Here is a 20182-nt window from a genome sequence, read left to right on the forward strand (position 1 = left end):
AGTTGTTAATGAATAAACCTATGGTTGCTGTTACAGCCATTGTTCCCGCTGCTGGTGTTGGTAAACGCATGCAAAGTCAGCATCCTAAGCAATATTTAAGTCTTGCGGGCAAAACTGTTATTGAACATACCTTAGCCAAGTTATTGGCAAGTAATTATGTTGAACGAGTGGTTGTCGCATTGGGAGCCGAAGATGGTTATTTTTATGATCTCGAAATTGCCCAAAACCCCAGTGTTATAACAGTTGTTGGTGGTCAAGAGCGTGTTGATTCCGTACTTGCTGCGCTTAAAGCAAGCGAGCAATTTGCCCCGCAAGCTGACGCTTGGTCTCTTGTTCACGATGCGGCAAGGCCTTGCGTCAGCACTGAAGAAATTGATCGTCTTGTCGAAACCTGTATTGCACAACATTGTGGTGGGCTATTGGCTGCACCAGTCAAAGATACTATGAAACGCGGTGATGCCGAACAATGCGTGCAAACAACAGTGACACGTGAGCAACTATGGCATGCACTAACGCCACAAATGTACCGCACAACTGAGCTGATTCAAGCGATAGAACAAGGGCTTGCTAACAAGGTCAATATAACCGATGAATCCTCAGCTATAGAAGCTGCGGGGTTACCAAGTATGCTAGTCAATGGCAGCCCAAATAATTTAAAAATCACTCAGCCAGAAGACTTAGTACTGGCAGAATTTTTACTAATGAACGAACAACGACAAGAGAAACAGGAAGCGTGATGAGAATAGGTCATGGTTTTGATGTCCACAAATTTGGTGGCGAAGGGCCAATTGTATTAGCGGGCGTAAAAATTCCGTTTGAGCATGGCTTTGTTGCCCATTCAGATGGCGATGTCGCCATTCACGCGTTATGTGACGCTATTCTAGGGGCACTTTGTTTAGCCGATATAGGTAATCACTTTCCTGATACCGATGCCGAGCTTGAAAATATCGACTCACGTATTTTGTTGCGCCACGTTGTTGCCCTTATGAACGATAAGGGTTATCGCTTAGGCAATGCCGACATCACAATTGTTGCGCAAGCCCCCAAGATTGCTCCACATCTATTGGCAATGCGCGAAATATTAAGCAGTGATTTACAAGCCGATATTGATCAAGTCAATGTCAAAGCAACCACGACCGAAAAACTCGGCTATGTTGGTCGAAAGGAAGGGATATCTACCCATGCAGTGGTGATGCTTGAGCGAATGTCGAGTGAAAGTAAGTGAGTTAGCAGACAAGTGAAGCAAGATTTTATTTCTTATGACGAGTTGGCTTATTTACATGGCAAGCCAACATCGACAGCACAATTGCGTACTGAACAAGCAGATTTCAAAGTATTTGAATTATTACCTTTCGCGCCGAGCGGTGATGGTGAGCACTTGTTACTGCACATTGAGAAAACAGGCGAGAACACTACGTTTGTTGCTCGCCAATTAGCGAAACACTTTGGCGTTAAAGATATGCAGGTCACGTATGCTGGCTTAAAAGACCGCCATGCAGTTACTCAGCAATGGTTTGGCGTACACTTGCCGGGTAAGGCAATCGATGATTTATCAAACCTTGATATTGCAGGTGTGAAGGTGCTGAGTTATCAGCGCCACAACAAAAAATTAAAAACGGGCGCGCTAATTGGCAATCGCTTTGAATTAACCTTGCGCGAAGTTAGTGATATTGCGTCAATTCAACATCGGTTTGAACAAGTGACTAAAACAGGTGTCCCAAATTACTTTGGTGAGCAACGTTTCGGCTTTAATGGTGGTAACTTACAAAAAGCACTGTCATTGTTCAATGGTCAAAAAGTCAAAGACAAGAAAAAGCGCAGTATGTATTTGTCTGCTGCTCGCAGTTACTTGTTCAATCAAATGTTGAGTGAGCGAATTGTACAAAACCACTTTGTATCGCCGATGCAAGGTGATGTGTTTATGCTTGCTGGCAGCCAATCAATATTTAAAGCAACTGAGCAAGACACTGATCTACAAGCGCGTCTAGATGCACACGATATTGATATGACAGCCAGTATGTGGGGTAAGGGCGAGCTATTAACGCAGCACCAAGCCCATCAACTAGAGGCAGATGTTGCAGCAGCTAATCCCGCACTTGCAGACGGCCTGTGCACCCTTGGTTTAAAACAAGAGCGCAGAAGAGCGCGGTTGACCATGCTTAATCCAAAAGCTGAGGTGATTGATGAGCGTACCATTCGGTTGTCATTTATGTTGCCAGCGGGAAGCTATGCCACGGCAATTTTAAGAGAGCTAACTCACTACGCCGATATAGCAGAGCAAGCTTTTCAAAGCCAAAGCTAAACAGTAATAACACGAACATTGTAATGCTGGCTTAAATTAGTAAAGCGCAACGATAAAAATTAAAAAGGAATGAAGGAAGTCAAATGAGAATACTACTGAGCAATGATGATGGCGTGCATGCACTAGGCATCAAAGTCTTGTATGAAGAACTGTCTAAATTCGCTGACGTCACTTTAGTTGCTCCTGATCGCAATTGCAGTGGTGCAAGTAACTCATTAACTTTGCTTAACCCTTTACGTGCTCAAACCTTAGATAACGGCTTTATCTCGGTAAACGGCACGCCTACTGATTCTGTTCATTTAGCGATAAGCCAGCTAATGGACCCGTTACCTGACTTAGTGGTTGCAGGCATTAATAATGGCGCAAATTTAGGTGACGATACCTTGTACTCAGGTACCGTGGCTGCAGCAACCGAAGGTCGTCATATGGGCTTACCTGCAGTTGCAGTCTCATTAGTCGGGAAAGGTGAAAATCATTACCAAACTGCTGCGGTTATCGCGGCAAACATAATCAAGCGATTAAAGGCACACCCATTACCTTCCGATCAAATTTTAAATGTTAACGTACCAGATATTCCACTTGAGGAAGTAGCTGGAATTAAAGTGACACGTCTTGGCCATAGACATAAAGCAGAAACCATGAAGGGCATGGCTGACCCTTGGGGGCGCACTATTTATTGGTATGGCTCACTGGGTAAAGAGCTTGACGCTGGCGCAGGAACAGACTTTAATGCGGTAGCCAATAATTATGCATCAGTCACACCTTTGACTGTTGATATGACGGCTTATAAAAGCATGGAACAAATGACTGAGTGGATGAGTGAAGTAACAATATGAATGTCAATGTAGGTCGCAGTATTGGCGGGAAGTCGAGTCGCAGTGGGGAAATATTGGCACAAAAGCTTGCCAATGAAGGCATCAGTGATCAACGTGTATTACGTGCTATTGCACAATCGCCTCGGCACATATTCGTACCAGAGATTTTAGCGCACAAGGCATATGACAATACCGCTTTGCCAATTGGGCAAGGACAAACTATTTCCCAGCCCTATATTGTCGCGAAAATGTCAGAATTAATTTTGGCTGATGGTATACCTGAAAATGTTTTGGAAATAGGCACTGGCTCAGGTTATCAAACTTCCATTCTTGCGCAATTAGTTACTAAGGTCTTTTCTGTTGAACGAATTAAAGCATTGCAATGGCAAGCCAAACGTCGACTAAGAGCCATGGATTTACACAATGTTTCGATGAAACACGGTGACGGCTGGCAGGGTTGGCAAAGCAAAGGCCCTTTTCAAGCGATTATTGTTACCGCAGCGCCAAGCAGCGTTCCAGAGGCTCTGTTAACACAGCTAGCGGATGGTGGTCGACTTGTAATTCCAGTTGGCGAACAATCGCAAGTGCTTAAATTGATTACCCGCGATGGGGATAATTTCCATGAGCAGCAAATTGAAATGGTGCGTTTTGTACCGCTTGTGCCAGGAGATTTACTGTGAAGATATTTTCTGCGTTATATGAATGGACACTTAAATGGGCCGAGCACAAGTTAGCGCCTAGAGTACTTGCCATACTCACTTTTGCTGAATCAGTGTTTTTTCCCATTCCTCCCGATGTATTACTGGCGCCTATGGTACTCGCTAAGCCGAAAAAAGCATGGGTTTATGCAACTTTAACCACAACTGCTTCTGTTGTGGGTGGCGTTGTGGGGTACCTACTGGGCTATTTTATGTTTGATGCATGGATTCAGCCGATTATTACTGAGGTAGGCTATCAAGATAAAATGGACAACGCCATGGCTTGGTTCGAGCAATGGGGCGTTTGGGTTGTCTTTCTTGCCGGTTTTACACCTATTCCTTATAAAGTGTTTACCTTAAGCGCCGGTGTTTTACAGATGCTCTTTTTACCGTTTTTAATTGCCTCATTTATTGGTCGAGGTATGCGCTTTTTCTTAGTTGCGGGCTTGATCCAGTGGGGCGGTGAAAAAATGGAACAAAAGCTTCGCCAGTGGGTTGATGTGATTGGCTGGAGCGTTGTTGCAATTATTGCGATAGCCTATGTAGTATACGTAGCATAAATATGCACCTTTAGACTCAGTTTTATTTGATTTGTACGTAAAATTACAGGATGTTTAGCCGTCACCTTTTTCTAATTATTGTTAGCCTTTTGGTGCTTTCTGCCTGTAGCACTAGAAACACGCCTGCGCCAGTAGTCGAGTCGCGCTCTACTGTTTCTGTGCAAACACAAACACCCGCGAGCATTAAAAGTTCATCCTATACCGTAAGAAAAGGTGAAACCCTTTACTCCATTGCTTGGCGTGCGAATAGCGACGTTAGAACCATCGCTAAACTAAACCGTTTGTTACCTCCTTATCGTATATTTCCTGGTCAAAAACTTAAAATTAGTGGAAATTCAAGCAAGCCCAGTAGGAATAAGAGCTCGGCAAATAATTCGACTAAAAGCTCTGGTACTACCACCAATAAAGCGCCTAAAAAAGCTATTGCAACGACCAAAAAGCAGGAGTATGGTAAAGCTGCAAGTGGGCAAAAAATAAGCAAAAAGCCTGCTGCAACGGCTAGTAACTTTTCGCAGAAAATCCGGCGTTGGTTATGGCCTGCTAAAGGAAAAGTCATCGCGACTTTTTCAACCGCAGCGCAAGGAAACAAAGGGATTGATATTGCTGGCAAGCGTGGCGATCGAATCACAGCAGCAGCTGATGGTAAGGTGGTTTATGCGGGTAGTGCATTAAGAGGCTACGGTAAGCTCATCATTGTTAAACACAACGACGACTACTTGAGTGCTTATGCACATAATGACGAGCTGTTGGTAAAAGAGCAGCAATCAGTTAAAGCTGGTGATGTAATAGCTAAGATGGGTGACACAGACGCGCAAAGAGTCATGCTTCATTTTGAAGTTCGCTTTCGTGGAAAATCAGTGAATCCTATGAAGTACTTACCTAAACGATAGCGTTATAAAAAGAATAAAAATGGAGATAACTTGAATAATTAATACTTAACTTTGCTAGTTGATGGGAGAAGTAATATGGGCTTAGAAAAAGAAATCGACGCAATAAATGTTGAACAAAGCACAGTTGATACGGAACCTTCAGTTAAAACTCAGGAAGAGGTCTCTGCAAGCCTAGATGCAACGCAGTTATACTTGAGTGAGATTGGTTTTTCACCTTTGCTCTCTGCCGAAGAAGAAGTCTACTTTTCGCGTTTATCGCTAAAAGGCGACGAGAAGGCACGAAAGCGTATGATAGAAAGTAACCTTCGATTAGTAGTTAAGATAGCTCGGCGATATAACAATCGCGGCCTACCATTGTTAGACCTGATAGAAGAAGGCAATTTAGGTTTAATTCGCGCAGTTGAGAAATTTGATCCAGAGCGCGGCTTTAGATTTTCAACTTATGCTACTTGGTGGATACGTCAAACCATTGAACGTGCCATCATGAATCAAACCAGAACCATCCGTTTACCCATTCATGTCGTTAAAGAGCTCAACATCTACTTGCGTGCTGCCCGTGAGTTAGTGCAAAAACTAGATCATGAACCTACGGCAGAAGATATTGCTAAAGAGCTCGATAAGCCAGTTGCTGACGTGAGCAAAATGCTTCGCTTAAATGAACGCATTACCTCAGTAGATACACCGTTTGGTGGCGACTCTGATAAAGCCTTGCTCGATGTTATCCCAGACGAGAAAGGTGCGGGGCCAGAGCGTGATTTGCAAAGTAACGATCTTAACAACAATATTATCGAATGGTTAGGTGAGCTTAACAGCAAACAGCGCGAGGTACTTGCGCGGCGTTTCGGCCTTATGGGCTATGAAGCGGCAACCTTAGAAGATGTTGGTACTGAAATTGGGTTGACCCGTGAACGCGTTCGCCAAATTCAAGTAGAAGCGCTTAAACGCCTGCGTGATATTCTGAGCCAGCAAAACTTATCAATTGAAGCAATCTTTCAAGATTAGCAGGTGATAACAAGCTTTTTCAAATATTCGTTCCCAGAATACGAACACAAAGTAGTATAAAGAAAGTAGCAAGAAGAAAGTAATAAAAAGCCAACTTAATCCAAGTTGGCTTTTTTCGTTGCTAAGAGTGTTACTGTAGCGATTAGTGGCTCTAGGTGCTTAACTGAGTCTATATGTATAGTACTATCTATATTGAGGTTAAATAGTTAATACTAAAAACCGTCATCACCAAGCCATAAATAACCAAACAATAAAAATGAGCTTAACCAAAGTGCGATTGGAATCCAGCTTGAGCGGAATCTTAGTTGAGTCGAGTGACTATGATGAGAGTAGCCAGTAATAATCGTCTTAATAACGTTATCTCCGCGCCAACTATGCACTAGTGCTGCGACTATATGTATTGCAATTAAACCAAGCAGAACATCAAAGTTACTATTGTGCAAACTATCCAGCGTTTCTGATAGCGAGTCACTCACATTATAGATAAGTGGCCCTTCTGCCAGTACATCATCCGTAGCGAACAAGCCTGAGATAAGCTGCACCCCAAGGCTAAGCAGCAGTGCAATTATCATATAGGCGGCCAATGGGTTATGGCCAGGGAAAGCTTGGTGAGGTTTGGCTAACCAGCGCAAGGCGTTTACTGGGGATGCAAGAAAATAGCTAAACCGTGAGGTTTGACTGCCGAAAACTCCCCAGAATAGACGACTTATCCATAAAGCCAGCATGGTATAACCGCAGATAAAATGTAGATCAAAATCACCTTGCTCACCTGAATACCAAAGCAAAGCCAACAAAATCAGTTGGCTCATATGATAGATGCGGGTGAAATTATCCCAGACTTTAAATTTCGTCATTACTACAATTAAATAATTTTACGAATTGGTTACGCAACTAATCGTCACAATCCATTTTGAAGGCTTTATGGCCTTTTTTGCTGGCCTTACCAATTTTGCCTAACGCTGATTTAATCGCAGGCAAGTCTTTTGCTTGAGCTAACTCAGATACGGCGGACTTCAGATATTCCATGCCTTTTTGGTACTTCTTAAAATCAGCTTGTTGTTCAGCAGTCAATGTCTTTTGGTCGCTAATTGCCAATGGCACAAGATCGGTTGACTGATTTACAGCGGTCATCAACTCATTAGCAATCATTGAAACTTTTTCAATATCACCAGATTTCACTGCTTTTTTAACTGCTTTCATGCTGCCTTTCATATCACCCATTAAGTCAGCTAATTCAGTTTTTCCACACATTGGGTGGCTGGCAAAGCTTGGAGCGGAGAAAGCGAGCGCTGACAATACAACAGGAACGATCATTTTTTTCATAGTAAGCCCTTTATATTATTAGATATTTTAATTACGAAATGATTAGAAAGCTTTGATTAGCTGGTAAGATACTAAAAACACGATGCTTTGTAAGCAAATAAATGTCAGTTTACCTACTACAAAAAATGTCATAGAAGTGTATTAATAGTGACATTAAATGGCTTTACTACTGTCATAAACGAGTAAGCACGACTAATTCGCAATTCTGGTAAACCAGCTTACAGGCTGCTATTTCAATGGTTTTCTTAGCTTTTTGTCATTTCTCTGTAACTTTTTGTCAATAAAAAGTACATATTTCCAAAACATTTCTGTCATTTTTGCCTCGTACGATTAGCCGCAATTCTAAATACATGATGTACACACTAATTTCTGCGGAGCAGGTAACAAAATGCAATCAACAAACCTATTTAAAACTAAGCTTTTTAAGATAAGTGCAGTTTCAGCTGCCTTGGTACTAGCCGGTTGTGGCGGTGATATTGAACTTTCTTCAAATGTTGATAACTCAGTAGGTGACACTAACATCACCAATCCAGCACCAACTAACCCAGACACTGGCGTTGATTTACCGGGTATCCCTTCTTCTTCATTGTCAGCTGAAGTAAGTGCAGCGGTAGGTTTTGACGTGCAAGTACAAGTGATCGATGGTCAAGTGTCTGAAAATACGACTCTAGCTAAATCAGATGGCAGCAAGCCAGTATTTTACGCCATTAGTGGTGCATTAGAAGTTGAAGCAGGCGCAACCTTAACGATTGAAGAAGGTACAGTATTATTTGGTCAATCAGGTAACGATTACGTTGTTGTTCATCGTGATGCACAAATCATGGCAGAAGGTACGCGCCAAGAACCGATTATCTTCACTTCTTTACAAGATGTTAAAGGTGAAGAAGCTACTGCTGGCCAATGGGGCGGTATTGTTATTCTAGGTAATGCGCCATCTAACAAGTGTCCTTCAGACGGTTCTGACTGTGCTCTGCAAGTTGAAGGTGTTGCTGAGGGTGCAGTATTTGGCGGGGCTAATACAAGTGAAAACTGGGAAGATAATTCAGGTGTACTTAAGTACGTTGTTGTTAAGTTCGCTGGTTTTGAAATTGCACCTGATAACGAGCTAAATGGTGTGACATTCGGTGGTGTTGGTTCAGGTACTACCGTTGATTTCTTACAAGTTCACGCGAATGCAGATGACGGTGTTGAGTTTTTCGGTGGTGCGGTAGATGTTAAACACTTAGTGTTAACCGGTAACCGCGACGACAGCATCGACTGGGATAACGGTTTCCGTGGTCGCATGCAGCACATTTTCGTACAGCACGCAGCGAATGCAGGCGAAGCTAACCGCGCAATCGAAGCAGATAACGACGGTTCAACGCCAGACAAAGAGCCAATGTCTAACCCAACTATTGCTAACATGACAATTATGGGTAACAACTTCGACACGGCTGATAAAGATTCTGAAGGTATCTACTTACGCGAAGGTACTTCAGCAAAAATTTACAACGCAGTAGTAACTGGCTCGTCTGAGATGGGTGAGTGTTTAGAATTTGAAGCAGGTCAAACTGTGACTAATGCCGAGTCTGGTGCCATTGTCATGCAAAACAGCACCATGGCATGTACCAACGGCGAAAACTTCAAAAACGCAGGTGATTTTGATTTAGCTGCTTGGTTTACCGCAGAGTCTTCAAACGCTGTAAGTTCGTCAATTTTAGTTGATGAAAACGGTGTACCTAGTGCGCAATCGCCACTGTTAGGTGCCGGTCAAGATCCAGCAGCAATCGACACTTGGTTCGATTCAACGGATTACCAAGGTGCATTTGACGGCACAAATGATTGGCGTCAAGGTTGGGCATTCGGTTTTGGCGGCGGTGAAATTACTGCACCAGCTGAGCAAGAAGGTTGTCCAACAGGTACTACGGCTATTGCACCAGTTGCGGGTAACACAACCTGTGAAATTTCAGGCACTATCACCTCTGACTTAACGCTAACCTCTGGCAACCTATACGCATTAGACGGCCCGGTATTCGTTGGTAACGATAAAACTGATTCAGCAACCTTAACCATTGAAGCTGGTACCACTATCTTCGGTCGCTCTGGTGGTGACTACATCGTGGTAAGCCGTGATTCAAAAATTGAAGCGCTAGGCTCAGCAGCGAATCCAATTACCTTTACTTCTAGCCAAGACGTTAATGGCGAAGCGACTGGTTCTGGCCAATGGGGCGGCATGGTTATCTTAGGTAACGCGCCTTCAAACAAATGTCCATCTGACGGTTCAGACTGTGCACTACAAGTGGAAGGTGTAGAAGAAGGTGCGGTATTCGGTGGTGCTGATACTGCTGAGAACTGGGAAGATAACTCAGGTACCTTACGCTACGTTGTAGTTAAGCACGCTGGTTTTGAAATCGCGCCAGATAACGAGTTAAACGGTATCACTTTCGGCGGTGTTGGTTCAGGTACAACGGTTGAATACATCCAAGTACACGAAAACGCAGATGACGGTGTTGAGTTCTTCGGTGGTGCGGTTAACGCGAAATACGTAGTACTGACTTCTAACAAAGATGACTCTGTTGACTGGGACAACGGTTTCCGCGGCAACATGCAATACGTACTAGTTAAGCATGACGAAAACGGCGGTGAAGCTAACCGTGCAATCGAAGCAGATAACGACGGTTCAAATCCAAGCAAGCAACCTCAGTCAAACCCAACGATTGCTAACATGACCATTATTGGTAACAGCTTCGACACAGCCGACAAAGATTCTGAAGGTATTTACTTACGTGAAGGTACTCGCGCTCAACTTCACAACTTTGTTGTCACTAACGCAGCAGGTGAGTGTTTAGAGCTAGAAGCAGGTACAACGGTTGACCAAGCAATCGCTGGCGACACAGTAATTACTAACTCAGTATTTGCTTGTAGTGAAAACTTCAAGAGCCAAGACAGCTCATCAGGTGCATTTGACCTAATGGATTGGGTATTAAATGTTAACGCTGATAACAGCACGGAAGCTGGCGTAGCAGACGTTGTTAACGGTATCTACACTATCGATACAACCACACCATACAGCTTCGGTTCACACCCGTTCTTCGACAACGCTAACCACATCGGCGCGGTATCAGAAGACAACGATTGGACTGCAGGATGGACTGTTGGTCTAGAGTAATCTGAGCCCCATCAATGAATAACGATTTGATGAGATAAGTGATTGCCGCCAGCGCTCAGTTGGCGGCATTTTATCTTAGCCTGAATTCTCTACTCTCAGTATCCATTTAGCAACTGACCCACAAGCATTAGCAGGTCAGCCATTCTAAAGAGGTTTGAAATGAACACGAATATTAAGCGCTTTGGATTATCAAGTTTAGCTGTGGCGGTATTGTCTGGCTTAGCTGGTGTTCAAGCGACGGCACAAGAAGCTGACGAAGCGGCGGCAATAGAGGAAGTTGTTGTCAAAGTTAGTCGTTTAAAAGGTACCGCCAGTGCGGTGATAGAAGAGCGTAAAAACCAAGCGTTCGTCGCCGACATTCTAGGTGCCGAGCAAATTTCACGAACAGGTGACAGCGACGCTGCCGCAGCACTTCGACGTGTTACTGGCTTAACGCTAGTCGACGGCAAATTCATCTATGTTCGCGGTTTAGGTGAACGCTACTCAAGCACCACCTTAAACGGTGCTTCTGTACCATCGCCGGATCCAACACGTACCGTTATTCCGCTGGATTTATTCCCGTCATCAATTATCGAATCTTTATCGGTGCAAAAATCTTACTCACCATCAATGCAGGCGCATTTCGGTGGTGGTAACGTTGATATCCGCTTAAAGTCGATTCCTTCACAATTGGTTTTTAATATTGCTGGTAACATTGGTGGCAATACAGATAACAGTTCAAATGGTTTAACCTACGAAGGCGGTGGCGACGATTGGTACGGTATTGACGATGGTACTCGTGAAGCACCTGCGGCACTGCGACAATTATGGCGTAACTTTGATGCGTTAGGCGAGTTATCACAAGCTGATAATCGCGCGATTGCCGCTGATTTGTATAAAGACTATGACCCGCAATCAGAAGACCCCGATCCTGATGTTGGCTTAGATTTAACCTTAGGCAACCGTTTCGACGCGGGTGATTTCCGCTACGGTTTCTTAACTGCACTATCTTACGACAATGAGTGGCAAGTATCGGAAGAATACGAAGGCCAGGATTTTGTACTTCGCCCTGACGGCTCATTTGATTTAGTGCGCGGCTTTGACGATGTAGTGTCAACTGAGCACTCTGTTAAGTGGTCAGGTATGTTCAACTTTGGTGTTGAATACTTGCGTGATCACAAGTTAGATTTTAGCTCGATCATCTTGCACGACACTAAAGACCAAATTAAAGACAAGCTAGGTAACACCAACAACGTTTTGCTATCTGATGGCTTGCGCGTGCGTGACTCTGAAGTAACATACGAAGAGCGTGAACTGATTGTTAACCAACTACGTGGTACCCATACTTTCCCTGAGCTGAACTTCTTGGGCATTGACTGGATGTATTCAGATTCACGCTCAAATCGTTATGCACCAGGCAATATTTCAACTCGCTATATTTTAGCGGACGAAAATGAAGACGGTGTCTTCGATTTAGAAAACGAAAGTTCATTGCGTAATGCGACAACGGCTTCTCGTTATACTTTCCAAAACCTAGATGATGATGCTGAAAACGTATTCGTTAACGTGTCGCTACCGCTAACGTTTGACACTACTGAGGTTGAACTAAAGGCCGGTGCCAATTACATCGAGAAAACGCGTCAAGCATTTGCCCGTCGTATTGATGTAAATACACTAGCGTTTAATGGTCTTGATTTATCCGGTTTTGAGATGAACGAGATCTTAACTGACGATGTTGTATTAAATCAGCCGTTAAATGGTAGCGAGCAAATTATTCGAGATACCTCGGTGGCGGGTGATGATTACTTATCAGCGCAGAAGATTGACGCTTACTACTTTGAAGCAGATGTATTCTTTGACAACACATGGCGCTTAAGCGGCGGTGTGCGTTGGGAAGACTTCCGCCAAGTGGTTGCGCCACTTGACCCTGCAACGGGGCAGTTTGATTTACCAGCTGAACCTACGGTAGAAGATTTAGCAGCATTGGCGTTCCAAGAAGATGATGTGTTTGGCGCACTAGCGTTAACCTATATTCTGGATGAAACTATGCAATTCCGGGCATCTTACGGTGAAACAACTATTCGCCCTGATATTCGTGAAGTTGCACCAGCAACTTATATTGACCCGCTAACAGAGTTCCCTATCGGTGGTACTCCGTCGGTACGCAGCACAAAGGTAAAAAACTACGATCTACGCTGGGAGTGGTATTTAGACACAGGTGAAAACTTATCGGTAGGTTTATTCTACAAAGATATGACTGACCCGATTGAGTCTGTGCAATCACCAGCGCAAGATGGTCCACCGCTTATTCGTATCGCCAATGCGGAAGAGGGTGAAGTATACGGTGTTGAAGTTGAGTTCATGAAAGACTTTGCCTTCATTCACAACATATGGGGCGACTTTATGGGCGGTATTGGTAACGATATTTTCTTATCAGGTAACGTAACGCTATCTGATTCAGAGATTCAAATCGATACACAAAAAGTGGTTGAGCAAACAGGTGTTTCTACATCTATTACCAACCCAACACGCCGTATGACGGGGCACTCTGAATACGTGGTTAACCTTAATCTTGGTTACGATCATCCAAATGGTAACCACACCGTTAACTTAGCGTACAACGTGTTTGGTGAGCGTATTATCATCCCAGGTATTGATGATAAAGATGACTCATATGAGCAACCGTTCCACTCATTAGACTTGGTTTACACTTTCTACCCAACGTTCTCAACACAGTTGAAATTTAAAGTGCAGAACCTACTTGATGAAGAAAAAGAAATTGAGTTTGATAACACCTTATTGCGCAGCGAAACTCGCGGTATCGGTTTTGACGTTCAATTTAAGTGGGAATTCGATTAGCGTTCTTAACCTAATCCACTTTCTAGAGGCGGCCATAGGTCGCCTTTTTTAATGGTGTAATCCCTTCCTAGATTGAATAAGTTATGCTGTAGCGCACTAATCTTTTTTACACTCTTTAGTTTACTTTTGGTTGAGTGATAATTAAACTACACCGAATAGTTTACTTAAAGGGTTGTTCTGTGAGCGCCGCTAAAGAGTCAAAGTTAGTGAAATCAAAATTAGTTTGGATTGGAGGTCTAGTGATGGCATTGTCGATTTTCTCTTGGTTTAGCCAAACTGAAACGTCAAAGCAAAAATTCCACAATACTGAAACGCAATATGAAACGCATTTCGGTGTGTTTTGGGAAATCATCAAGTCGTATGTCACCACTAAGCGTGCTGCGCCTGTGCCACCATCAACTTTGCCGATTAAATCGCTAACATTTGAAGAAATTCGCGCCGTACGCGATAACAGTGCAGTTAAGTTAGGGCACTCTTCTGTGCTAATGAAAGTAAACGAGCAGGTTATTTTGCTCGATCCTGTCTTTAGTGAACGTGTTTCGCCTGTGCAGTGGGCTGGGCCAAAGCGCTTTCATCAGCCACCAATCAAACTTGCTGATATTGAGCAGGTTGATGTCGTGGTCATTAGCCATGATCATTATGATCATTTAGATAAAGGCGCGATAAAGCAGCTTAAAGAAAAAGTAGGTCAGTTTGTTGTGCCACTACGCGTGGGTGACTATTTGCGTGAATGGGGCGTAGCAGAAGATAAAATTACCGAACTTGAATGGTGGCAGAAAACGCAGGTTAATGGCGTAGAATATATTGCGACCCCAACACAGCACTTTTCAGGTCGTGGTTTAATGGACCGTGATTTGACGCTTTGGGCAAGTTGGGTGATCAGAACGTCTGATATTAATGTCTACTTTAGCGGTGATAGTGGTTACTTTAGTGGCTTTGCTGAAATTGGAGAGAAATACGGGCCATTTGACTTAACCTTTGTTGAAACTGGTGCTTACAACAAGCTTTGGTCGGAAATTCATATGCTGCCAGAAGAAAGTATGCAGGCGCATATTGATCTGAAAGGTAAGGTGATGATGCCGATTCACAATGCCACCTTTGACTTGGCGCTACATGACTGGGACGAACCACTTGAGCGTGTTACCCAGTTGTCAGAGTCGAATCAGGTAACGCTTGCAACGCCGATTTTTGGTGAGTTTTTTGATTTAGCTAATCCACAAGCAAACAACCGCTGGTGGCGAGAATTGTAGCGGAGCATTAAATCAGCCAGCATAATTTATTATGTTTGGTGTTATTTGCACACGTCTAGTCAGTGATAGAATAGTTTGTCTAACAAAAGACTAGCAGCGAGCTAGTGAATAAACGTCGAAACTATTTAAAGTATTGAAAGTGAAAGTATTAACGCGGGCAAAGCAAGTTCATGGCAAAGTTTGAAAATACCGAATTTGAGTACATTGTTGACTCAAAAACCATTGCAACCTTTTTGAAAAAGCACTTTGGTGGTAAACGCAGTGCTGCTATGCCATCTGTTGCTTTGCCTGTCGCTAAGTTCTCTTTTGATGATGTGCTCGCTGCACCAGATAACACTGGCGTTAAGCTTGGTCATTCATCGCTGTTATTGAAAGTTAACGGGCAAGTGATCTTGGTTGACCCTGTGTTCAGTGAGCGAGCATCACCTGTACAATGGGCAGGGCCGAAGCGTTTTCATGAGTCACCAATTGAATTAGCTGACATTCCGTACGTTGATATCGTACTGATCAGCCATAATCATTACGATCATCTCGATAAAGGCTCCATTGCTCAACTTAAAAATAAAACTGAACAATTTATTACTACGCTAAAAGTTGGTGATCAACTTGTTAAGTGGGGTGTAGATGCCAGCAAAATTATTGAGCTTGATTGGTGGCAGTCAGTCAATGCTAAAGGCATTGAATTTGTTGCCGCGCCTACGCAACACTTTTCAGGTCGAAGTTTATTTGATCGTGACCAGTCGTTTTGGGCAAGCTTTGTCATTCGCACACCAGAAACTAACGTATTTTTTAGTGGCGATAGCGGCTACTTCTCTGGCTTTAAAGAAATTGGCAAAAAGTATGGCCCGTTCGATTTAACCTTTGTTGAAACCGGCGCTTATAACGAAGCGTGGCAAGGGGTACATATGATCCCTGAGGAAAGCCTGAAAACGCATTTGGATCTAAAAGGCAAGGTGATGATGCCAATTCACAATGCCACTTTTGATTTAGCGCTTCACGACTGGGATGAACCGTTAGAGCGCATCACCAAGCTTGCTGAACAAAACGATGTTGAGCTTTCGACTCCTGTTTTTGGTGAATTTTTTGCGCTAAATTATTCGAAAGGTAATGGTACAGGTAGCGACACAGATAGCGCGATATCAAGTGAGCGCTGGTGGCGCTCGCTAAAATAGCCAAAGGCGCGTTAAACGGCTATGAGTGACACTTCAATGAGTTGCCTTTCTCTTCTAGCGCTTTTGCCTGCTCTTTAATGTCTACATCACTTAGGAACTTAAAAAAGCCATCTTGTCGATCGGTTTGCAGGTAAACATCGACCAATAGATCCCGTTTAGGCATGGGCTCAGGTAAGCAAAAGTCGGTTAACCCTAAACCAAATGACCCTGTACCTTTGCCACCGTTAGCTTTGTGAGCTGCGATTTGTTGTTGAAAGCCTCGAAATAATTGCGCATCTTCGGCGGTGAGCGACAATGAAGTAACAACCTCTGTTGGCTTTAACTTGCCAAACAGTTCATACGCCGCTTTATTTTGGTTATCAACGACCACTTCAAATACCTTATCGATATTGATTGATTGGTCTTTGCTCTGATCTTCACTTTGGTATCGGAAGGTAATAGTCGCAGCCCCTTTTTTTACTTCGACTGCCTGATCGGTTTTTATTGCGACACTAATTTGCGCTGGATCCATCGTCATTGGGTCCATTTGACTCATTTTGTACATGCCAATAAAAGACATCGATGAGCATGCGACTAAGTTTGTCAGTAAACAACAAACCAACAAGCCTTTAAGTAATGATTTCTTCATATCCATTGCTAGTAACTTCATTCCTTTTTTAAAACTAAAGCTAAGACTAAACCTCAACTAACGAGGAAAAGTGAATGTATTTTGAACACTTCTTCCGACCTTTACCTGCACTTTAAGTTCCCCAATACGCCCAATTTAGGCTTGCTTAAGTCGTTATAGCTTGCTGTACACTTTTGTGACGATATTTTGAAAACGGTAAGAAAAACGTCACCTTACTGTAATTTAATAAAGCTGAAACATTAGCGAAACACAACCGTCACATTTCAAACTTAAAATTCTTACCATCTATTTTTATAGCTTTATTCGTTAGTCGTGTGCTTCACCGCGCAACTAACGCATTTTATTAAATACTCTAAGGTTTACTCTTATGAAATTGTCAAAACTGGCGCAAGCTGGGTTGTTTGTAGGCATGGCAAGTATGGCTTCATCTGCGCTTGCTGCTCAATCTGAGCAGCTAGATCAAGCAGTGAAAGCTGGCCAAGAAATCAACCAATCTGCCGGCAAGTCACAACAAAAAATCGATAAAATTGCCGATCAAATTCAAAGCAAGCTTCAACAGTTTAAAGCGGTTAACAAAGAAATTGATGGTTTAAACGTTTATAACGGTCAAATGCAAAAGCAAATTGATAACCAGCTAACGGAATTAGCAGACTTAGCAAGCTCAATGGAGCAAGTAAGCATTATTGAGCGTCAAATTTCGCCATTAATGGCGCGCATGATTGACACCCTCGAAGCCTTTATTTCATTAGATGTACCTTTCCTAGCAGAAGAGCGTAGCACGCGTGTTGCCAACCTTAAGGCAATGATGGAGCGCGCTGATATTTCTGCTTCTGAAAAGTTCCGCCGAGTGATGGAAGCTTACCAAGTAGAAGTTGATTACGGTCGCACTATCGAAGCGTACAGCGATTTACTTGAGCTAGACGGTAAAGAAATGGATGTTGACTTCCTACGCATTGGCCGTGTTGCTTACATCTATCAAACACGCGATGGTTCACGTATGGGGGCTTGGAACACTGACAGCAATAGCTGGGACGATTTAGACGCTGGCTACCGCACAGATATCAACAAAGCCTTACGTATTGCCCGCAAACAATTAGCACCGGACCTAGTGGTTGTTCCGGTTAACGTGAACAAGTAATTGGAGTTATTTTTACCGTGAACATGAAATCTTTAAATCGTGTTAAACAGCACGTTTCAACTTTCTTGGCAGCAGTAACCCTAACTTCTGCTGCTTTTGCTGCTAACGCTCAAGAAGCTACTAGCTTAGATCAATTACTTGAACAATTAGCGCAAGGTAAAGTTGCTCAAACTCAGCAAAACAAACAGCGTGAAGCTGATTTTATGGCGCGTAAGTCTGAGCAAGACCAGTTACTAGCAAATGCGACTAACGAGCGTGACAACCAAATCAAATTAAGTACTGAGTTAGAAGCTAGCTTCCAAAATAATGAAATTGAGTTAGCCAACCGTCAAGAAGCATTGAACAAGCGTTTAGGTGAATTAAAAGAGCTATTTGGTGTACTCCAGCAAGTGGCTGGCGATACCAAAAGCAAGTTCCAAAACTCAGTTATTTCAGCACAGATCCCTGGCCGTGAAGCTTTCTTAGATGAGTTTGCTCAATCAATGGGCTCTTCGTCAAAGCTTGCGTCAATCGAAGAAATTGAAAAGATCTGGTTCGAATTACAACGTGAAATGACGGAAAGTGCGAAAGTAGTGCGTTTCGATCGCGAAGTAGTGTTAGCTGATGGTTCAAAACAAACTGCAACTGTGACGCGTATTGGTAACTTCAACTTAGTGGCGAACAACAAGTACCTAGAATTTATCAGCGAGACAGGCAGTGTTGCTGAGTTAATTCGTCAGCCTTCTGGTCGTTACTTGGGTACTGCGGCTGATATGACTGCAGCTAATCCCTCACAAGGCACGCAACAAGTAGCATTTGCGTTAGACCCAACTGGTGGTTCAATTTTAAGCTTGTTAGTACAGGCACCTGATACGCAAGAGCGCGTTGACCAGGGTGGCCCTGTCGGCTACGTGATTTTAGCGATTGGTGCAATTGGTTTACTGATTGCACTTGAGCGTTTCATCGCATTATTCCTAGTGGGTAATAAAGTAAACCGACAACTTAAAACGGCAACACCTTCTAATGATAACCCGTTAGGCCGTGTACTAATGGCAAAAGAAGAGTACAAAGACGTTGACGTTGAAACCTTAGAGCTAAAACTTTCTGAGCGCATTCTAAAAGAAGTGCCTCAGCTTACCTCACGCTTAACCATGATCAAGATCATCTCAGTAGTCGCACCGCTTATCGGTCTACTAGGTACCGTAACCGGTATGATCAATACCTTCCAAGCAATTACTTTGTTTGGTACCGGTGACCCGAAACTCATGGCCGGTGGTATCTCACAAGCACTTGTGACTACAGTTCTTGGCTTAGTTGTGGCGATTCCTATGGTGTTTATCTCTACCATTTTAACCACACGTAGCCGTGGCATTATCAATATTCTACAGCAGCAAAGTGCTGGCATTGTTGCTGAGCGCGCAGAGAAAGGAGCGTAAACATGATTATATTCATCGAAATGATGAATAGTATCAGCGCGTTTCTAGATACCGGTGGTCAGGTACTGACCGTGATCGCCGGCGTTATCTGCCTTATGTGGTTACTGATTTTCGAACGTTTGTTTTTTTTCTTAAAAACGTACAACGGCATTAAAAAATCAGTTATTGCCAACTGGCAAGCAAGAGCCGATAAAAGCTCTTGGAATGCTGAGCAAATTCGTATTGCGCAAGTATCGCGCTTAACGGAAATGCTTAATCAGAATGTTGCCTTGATTCAGAGCCTAGTCGTGCTATGCCCACTGCTAGGTCTACTGGGAACCGTAACGGGTATGATTCAAGTATTCGACGTAATGGCAATTTCTGGTAGCGGCAATGCGCGCTCAATGGCGTCTGGGGTATCTCGCGCCACTATTCCAACCATGGCTGGTATGGTCGGTTCATTATCGGGTGTTTTTGTGGTGACTTGGTTGCAACGCAAAACCAAACGCAGAACTGAACAATTAGAAGATTCACTTGTGCTTCAGCATTAAGCTGGAGCCAAAATAAGGGTTAGAACTATGCGTTCTCAATTAGCAAAAGTTTTACAAGAACAGGAAGAACAAGAAGAAATTAATATGACGCCGATGCTAGACGTTGTATTTATTCTACTTATTTTCTTCATCGTTACCGCCTCATTCGTCAAAGAAGCGGGTATTGAAGTTAACCGTCCAGAAGCTGCGACAGCAGTGAAAAAAGAGCGCGCTAACATTCTTGTTGCGATTAGTGACAAGGGCGAAATTTGGATCAACAAACGTCGTGTTGATGTGCGTGCCGTACAAGCGAACATTGAACGCTTAAAAGCAGAAAACCCGCAAGGGACAGTGGTCATTCAAGCTGATAAAAAAGCGACCACGGATGTGCTGATCAAAGTAATGGACTCTGCTCGCGCCGCTGGTGTGTTTGATGTATCAATTGCTGCTCAAGAGGCATAATCGATGAGCACTAGTGTAACGTCAAATAGCAG

At 43.4% G+C, this 20182-nt stretch carries 19 protein-coding genes; 16 read left to right on the plus strand and 3 right to left on the minus strand.

The genetic code is table 11. From position 1 onward, the window contains the following. Positions 1-8: 8 nt before the first annotated feature. The 8 genes from ispD (at position 9) to rpoS (ending at position 6267) form a co-directional block, all read left to right on the plus strand. A complete protein-coding gene (gene ispD, locus DXX92_RS04075) occupies positions 9-737 on the plus strand; it encodes a 2-C-methyl-D-erythritol 4-phosphate cytidylyltransferase (RefSeq protein WP_181901686.1) in 729 nt (242 codons plus the stop codon). Next, entirely contained in the window at positions 737-1225 is a 489-nt protein-coding gene (ispF, locus tag DXX92_RS04080) for a 2-C-methyl-D-erythritol 2,4-cyclodiphosphate synthase (RefSeq protein WP_115999278.1), read from the plus strand. The genes ispD and ispF overlap by 1 nt, the downstream gene beginning before the upstream one ends. Before the next feature lie 12 nt (positions 1226-1237). After that, positions 1238-2302 carry a tRNA pseudouridine(13) synthase TruD gene (truD, locus tag DXX92_RS04085; RefSeq protein ID WP_245961394.1) on the plus strand — a complete coding sequence of 355 codons (1065 nt, stop codon included), beginning with the start codon at positions 1238-1240 and terminating at the stop codon, positions 2300-2302. 83 nt (positions 2303-2385) lie between these two features. Then, entirely contained in the window at positions 2386-3138 is a 753-nt protein-coding gene (gene surE / locus DXX92_RS04090; protein ID WP_115999279.1) for a 5'/3'-nucleotidase SurE, read from the plus strand. Beyond that, positions 3135-3797, plus strand: a complete 663-nt coding sequence (locus DXX92_RS04095) for a protein-L-isoaspartate(D-aspartate) O-methyltransferase (protein ID WP_115999280.1) — start codon at positions 3135-3137, stop codon at positions 3795-3797. The genes surE and DXX92_RS04095 overlap by 4 nt, the downstream gene beginning before the upstream one ends. Next, positions 3794-4375, plus strand: a complete 582-nt coding sequence (locus DXX92_RS04100) for a YqaA family protein (RefSeq protein ID WP_115999281.1) — start codon at positions 3794-3796, stop codon at positions 4373-4375. Before DXX92_RS04095 ends, DXX92_RS04100 begins: the two co-directional genes overlap by 4 nt. 50 nt (positions 4376-4425) lie before the next feature. Next, complete coding sequence (locus DXX92_RS04105) at positions 4426-5265, plus strand: peptidoglycan DD-metalloendopeptidase family protein (RefSeq protein WP_115999282.1); 840 nt, start codon at positions 4426-4428, stop codon at positions 5263-5265. Between the two features lie 75 nt (positions 5266-5340). Beyond that, positions 5341-6267, plus strand: a complete 927-nt coding sequence (gene rpoS, locus DXX92_RS04110; RefSeq protein WP_115999283.1) for an RNA polymerase sigma factor RpoS — start codon at positions 5341-5343, stop codon at positions 6265-6267. Between the two features lie 212 nt (positions 6268-6479). Here the strand turns inward: rpoS and DXX92_RS04115 are convergent, their stop codons facing one another. Continuing rightward, positions 6480-7121 carry a cytochrome b/b6 domain-containing protein gene (locus tag DXX92_RS04115; protein WP_115999284.1) on the minus strand — a complete coding sequence of 214 codons (642 nt, stop codon included), beginning with the start codon at positions 7119-7121 and terminating at the stop codon, positions 6480-6482. Between the two features lie 37 nt (positions 7122-7158). Further along, positions 7159-7590, minus strand: a complete 432-nt coding sequence (locus DXX92_RS04120; protein WP_115999285.1) for a cytochrome b562 — start codon at positions 7588-7590, stop codon at positions 7159-7161. Between the two features lie 388 nt (positions 7591-7978). Here DXX92_RS04120 and DXX92_RS04125 point away from each other — a divergent pair, with 388 nt between their 5' ends. The 4 genes from DXX92_RS04125 to DXX92_RS04140 all read left to right on the plus strand — a co-directional run bounded on the left by DXX92_RS04125 (position 7979) and on the right by DXX92_RS04140 (position 15998). Next, positions 7979-10738, plus strand: a complete 2760-nt coding sequence (locus DXX92_RS04125; RefSeq protein WP_115999286.1) for a hypothetical protein — start codon at positions 7979-7981, stop codon at positions 10736-10738. 159 nt (positions 10739-10897) lie between these two features. After that, positions 10898-13576: a TonB-dependent receptor domain-containing protein gene (locus DXX92_RS04130; RefSeq protein ID WP_115999287.1), complete on the plus strand. Its 2679-nt coding sequence runs from the start codon at positions 10898-10900 to the stop codon at positions 13574-13576. 206 nt (positions 13577-13782) lie between these two features. Continuing rightward, positions 13783-14826, plus strand: a complete 1044-nt coding sequence (locus DXX92_RS04135) for an MBL fold metallo-hydrolase (protein WP_181901687.1) — start codon at positions 13783-13785, stop codon at positions 14824-14826. A 170-nt stretch (positions 14827-14996) separates the two neighbouring features. Then, entirely contained in the window at positions 14997-15998 is a 1002-nt protein-coding gene (locus tag DXX92_RS04140; RefSeq protein ID WP_115999288.1) for an MBL fold metallo-hydrolase, read from the plus strand. 19 nt (positions 15999-16017) lie between these two features. On the opposite strand, the gene DXX92_RS04145 is transcribed toward DXX92_RS04140, so the two are convergent. Next, positions 16018-16626 carry a hypothetical protein gene (locus tag DXX92_RS04145; RefSeq protein WP_115999289.1) on the minus strand — a complete coding sequence of 203 codons (609 nt, stop codon included), beginning with the start codon at positions 16624-16626 and terminating at the stop codon, positions 16018-16020. A gap of 367 nt (positions 16627-16993) precedes the next feature. On the opposite strand from DXX92_RS04145, the gene DXX92_RS04150 reads away from it, so the two are divergent. The 4 genes from DXX92_RS04150 to DXX92_RS04165 are packed head-to-tail and all read left to right on the plus strand — an operon-like array spanning position 16994 to position 20150. Next, the gene (locus DXX92_RS04150; RefSeq protein ID WP_115999290.1) at positions 16994-17764 is read left to right on the plus strand and encodes a DUF3450 domain-containing protein; all 771 of its coding nucleotides are present in this window, start codon (positions 16994-16996) and stop codon (positions 17762-17764) included. Positions 17765-17787: 23 nt separating this feature from the next. Continuing rightward, a complete protein-coding gene (locus DXX92_RS04155; protein ID WP_115999291.1) occupies positions 17788-19179 on the plus strand; it encodes a MotA/TolQ/ExbB proton channel family protein in 1392 nt (463 codons plus the stop codon). Between the two features lie 2 nt (positions 19180-19181). Continuing rightward, on the plus strand, positions 19182-19709 hold the full coding sequence (locus tag DXX92_RS04160) for a MotA/TolQ/ExbB proton channel family protein (protein ID WP_115999292.1): 528 nt from the start codon (positions 19182-19184) through the stop codon (positions 19707-19709). 27 nt (positions 19710-19736) lie between these two features. Next, a complete protein-coding gene (locus DXX92_RS04165; RefSeq protein ID WP_115999293.1) occupies positions 19737-20150 on the plus strand; it encodes an ExbD/TolR family protein in 414 nt (137 codons plus the stop codon). Positions 20151-20182: the final 32 nt, after the last annotated feature.

Origin of the sequence: Thalassotalea euphylliae, from assembly GCF_003390395.1 — a bacterium.
GTDB classification, from domain to species: domain Bacteria; phylum Pseudomonadota; class Gammaproteobacteria; order Enterobacterales; family Alteromonadaceae; genus Thalassotalea_F; species Thalassotalea_F euphylliae_C.

Bases quoted from the DNA above. Each gene is read 5' to 3' on its own strand.
- DXX92_RS04130 (WP_115999287.1), top strand. From the start codon at position 10,898: ATGAACACGAATATTAAGCGCTTTGGATTATCAAGTTTAGCTGTGGCG.
- rpoS (WP_115999283.1), top strand. From the start codon at position 5,341: ATGGGCTTAGAAAAAGAAATCGACGCAATAAATGTTGAACAAAGCACA.
- DXX92_RS04150 (WP_115999290.1), top strand. From the start codon at position 16,994: ATGAAATTGTCAAAACTGGCGCAAGCTGGGTTGTTTGTAGGCATGGCA.
- DXX92_RS04140 (WP_115999288.1), top strand. From the start codon at position 14,997: ATGGCAAAGTTTGAAAATACCGAATTTGAGTACATTGTTGACTCAAAA.
- ispD (WP_181901686.1), top strand. From the start codon at position 9: ATGAATAAACCTATGGTTGCTGTTACAGCCATTGTTCCCGCTGCTGGT.
- DXX92_RS04115 (WP_115999284.1), bottom strand. From the start codon at position 7,121: ATGACGAAATTTAAAGTCTGGGATAATTTCACCCGCATCTATCATATG.
- DXX92_RS04095 (WP_115999280.1), top strand. From the start codon at position 3,135: ATGAATGTCAATGTAGGTCGCAGTATTGGCGGGAAGTCGAGTCGCAGT.
- ispF (WP_115999278.1), top strand. From the start codon at position 737: ATGAGAATAGGTCATGGTTTTGATGTCCACAAATTTGGTGGCGAAGGG.
- DXX92_RS04155 (WP_115999291.1), top strand. From the start codon at position 17,788: ATGAAATCTTTAAATCGTGTTAAACAGCACGTTTCAACTTTCTTGGCA.
- DXX92_RS04160 (WP_115999292.1), top strand. From the start codon at position 19,182: ATGATTATATTCATCGAAATGATGAATAGTATCAGCGCGTTTCTAGAT.
- DXX92_RS04145 (WP_115999289.1), bottom strand. From the start codon at position 16,626: ATGAAGAAATCATTACTTAAAGGCTTGTTGGTTTGTTGTTTACTGACA.
- DXX92_RS04120 (WP_115999285.1), bottom strand. From the start codon at position 7,590: ATGAAAAAAATGATCGTTCCTGTTGTATTGTCAGCGCTCGCTTTCTCC.
- surE (WP_115999279.1), top strand. From the start codon at position 2,386: ATGAGAATACTACTGAGCAATGATGATGGCGTGCATGCACTAGGCATC.
- DXX92_RS04125 (WP_115999286.1), top strand. From the start codon at position 7,979: ATGCAATCAACAAACCTATTTAAAACTAAGCTTTTTAAGATAAGTGCA.
- DXX92_RS04105 (WP_115999282.1), top strand. From the start codon at position 4,426: ATGTTTAGCCGTCACCTTTTTCTAATTATTGTTAGCCTTTTGGTGCTT.
- DXX92_RS04165 (WP_115999293.1), top strand. From the start codon at position 19,737: ATGCGTTCTCAATTAGCAAAAGTTTTACAAGAACAGGAAGAACAAGAA.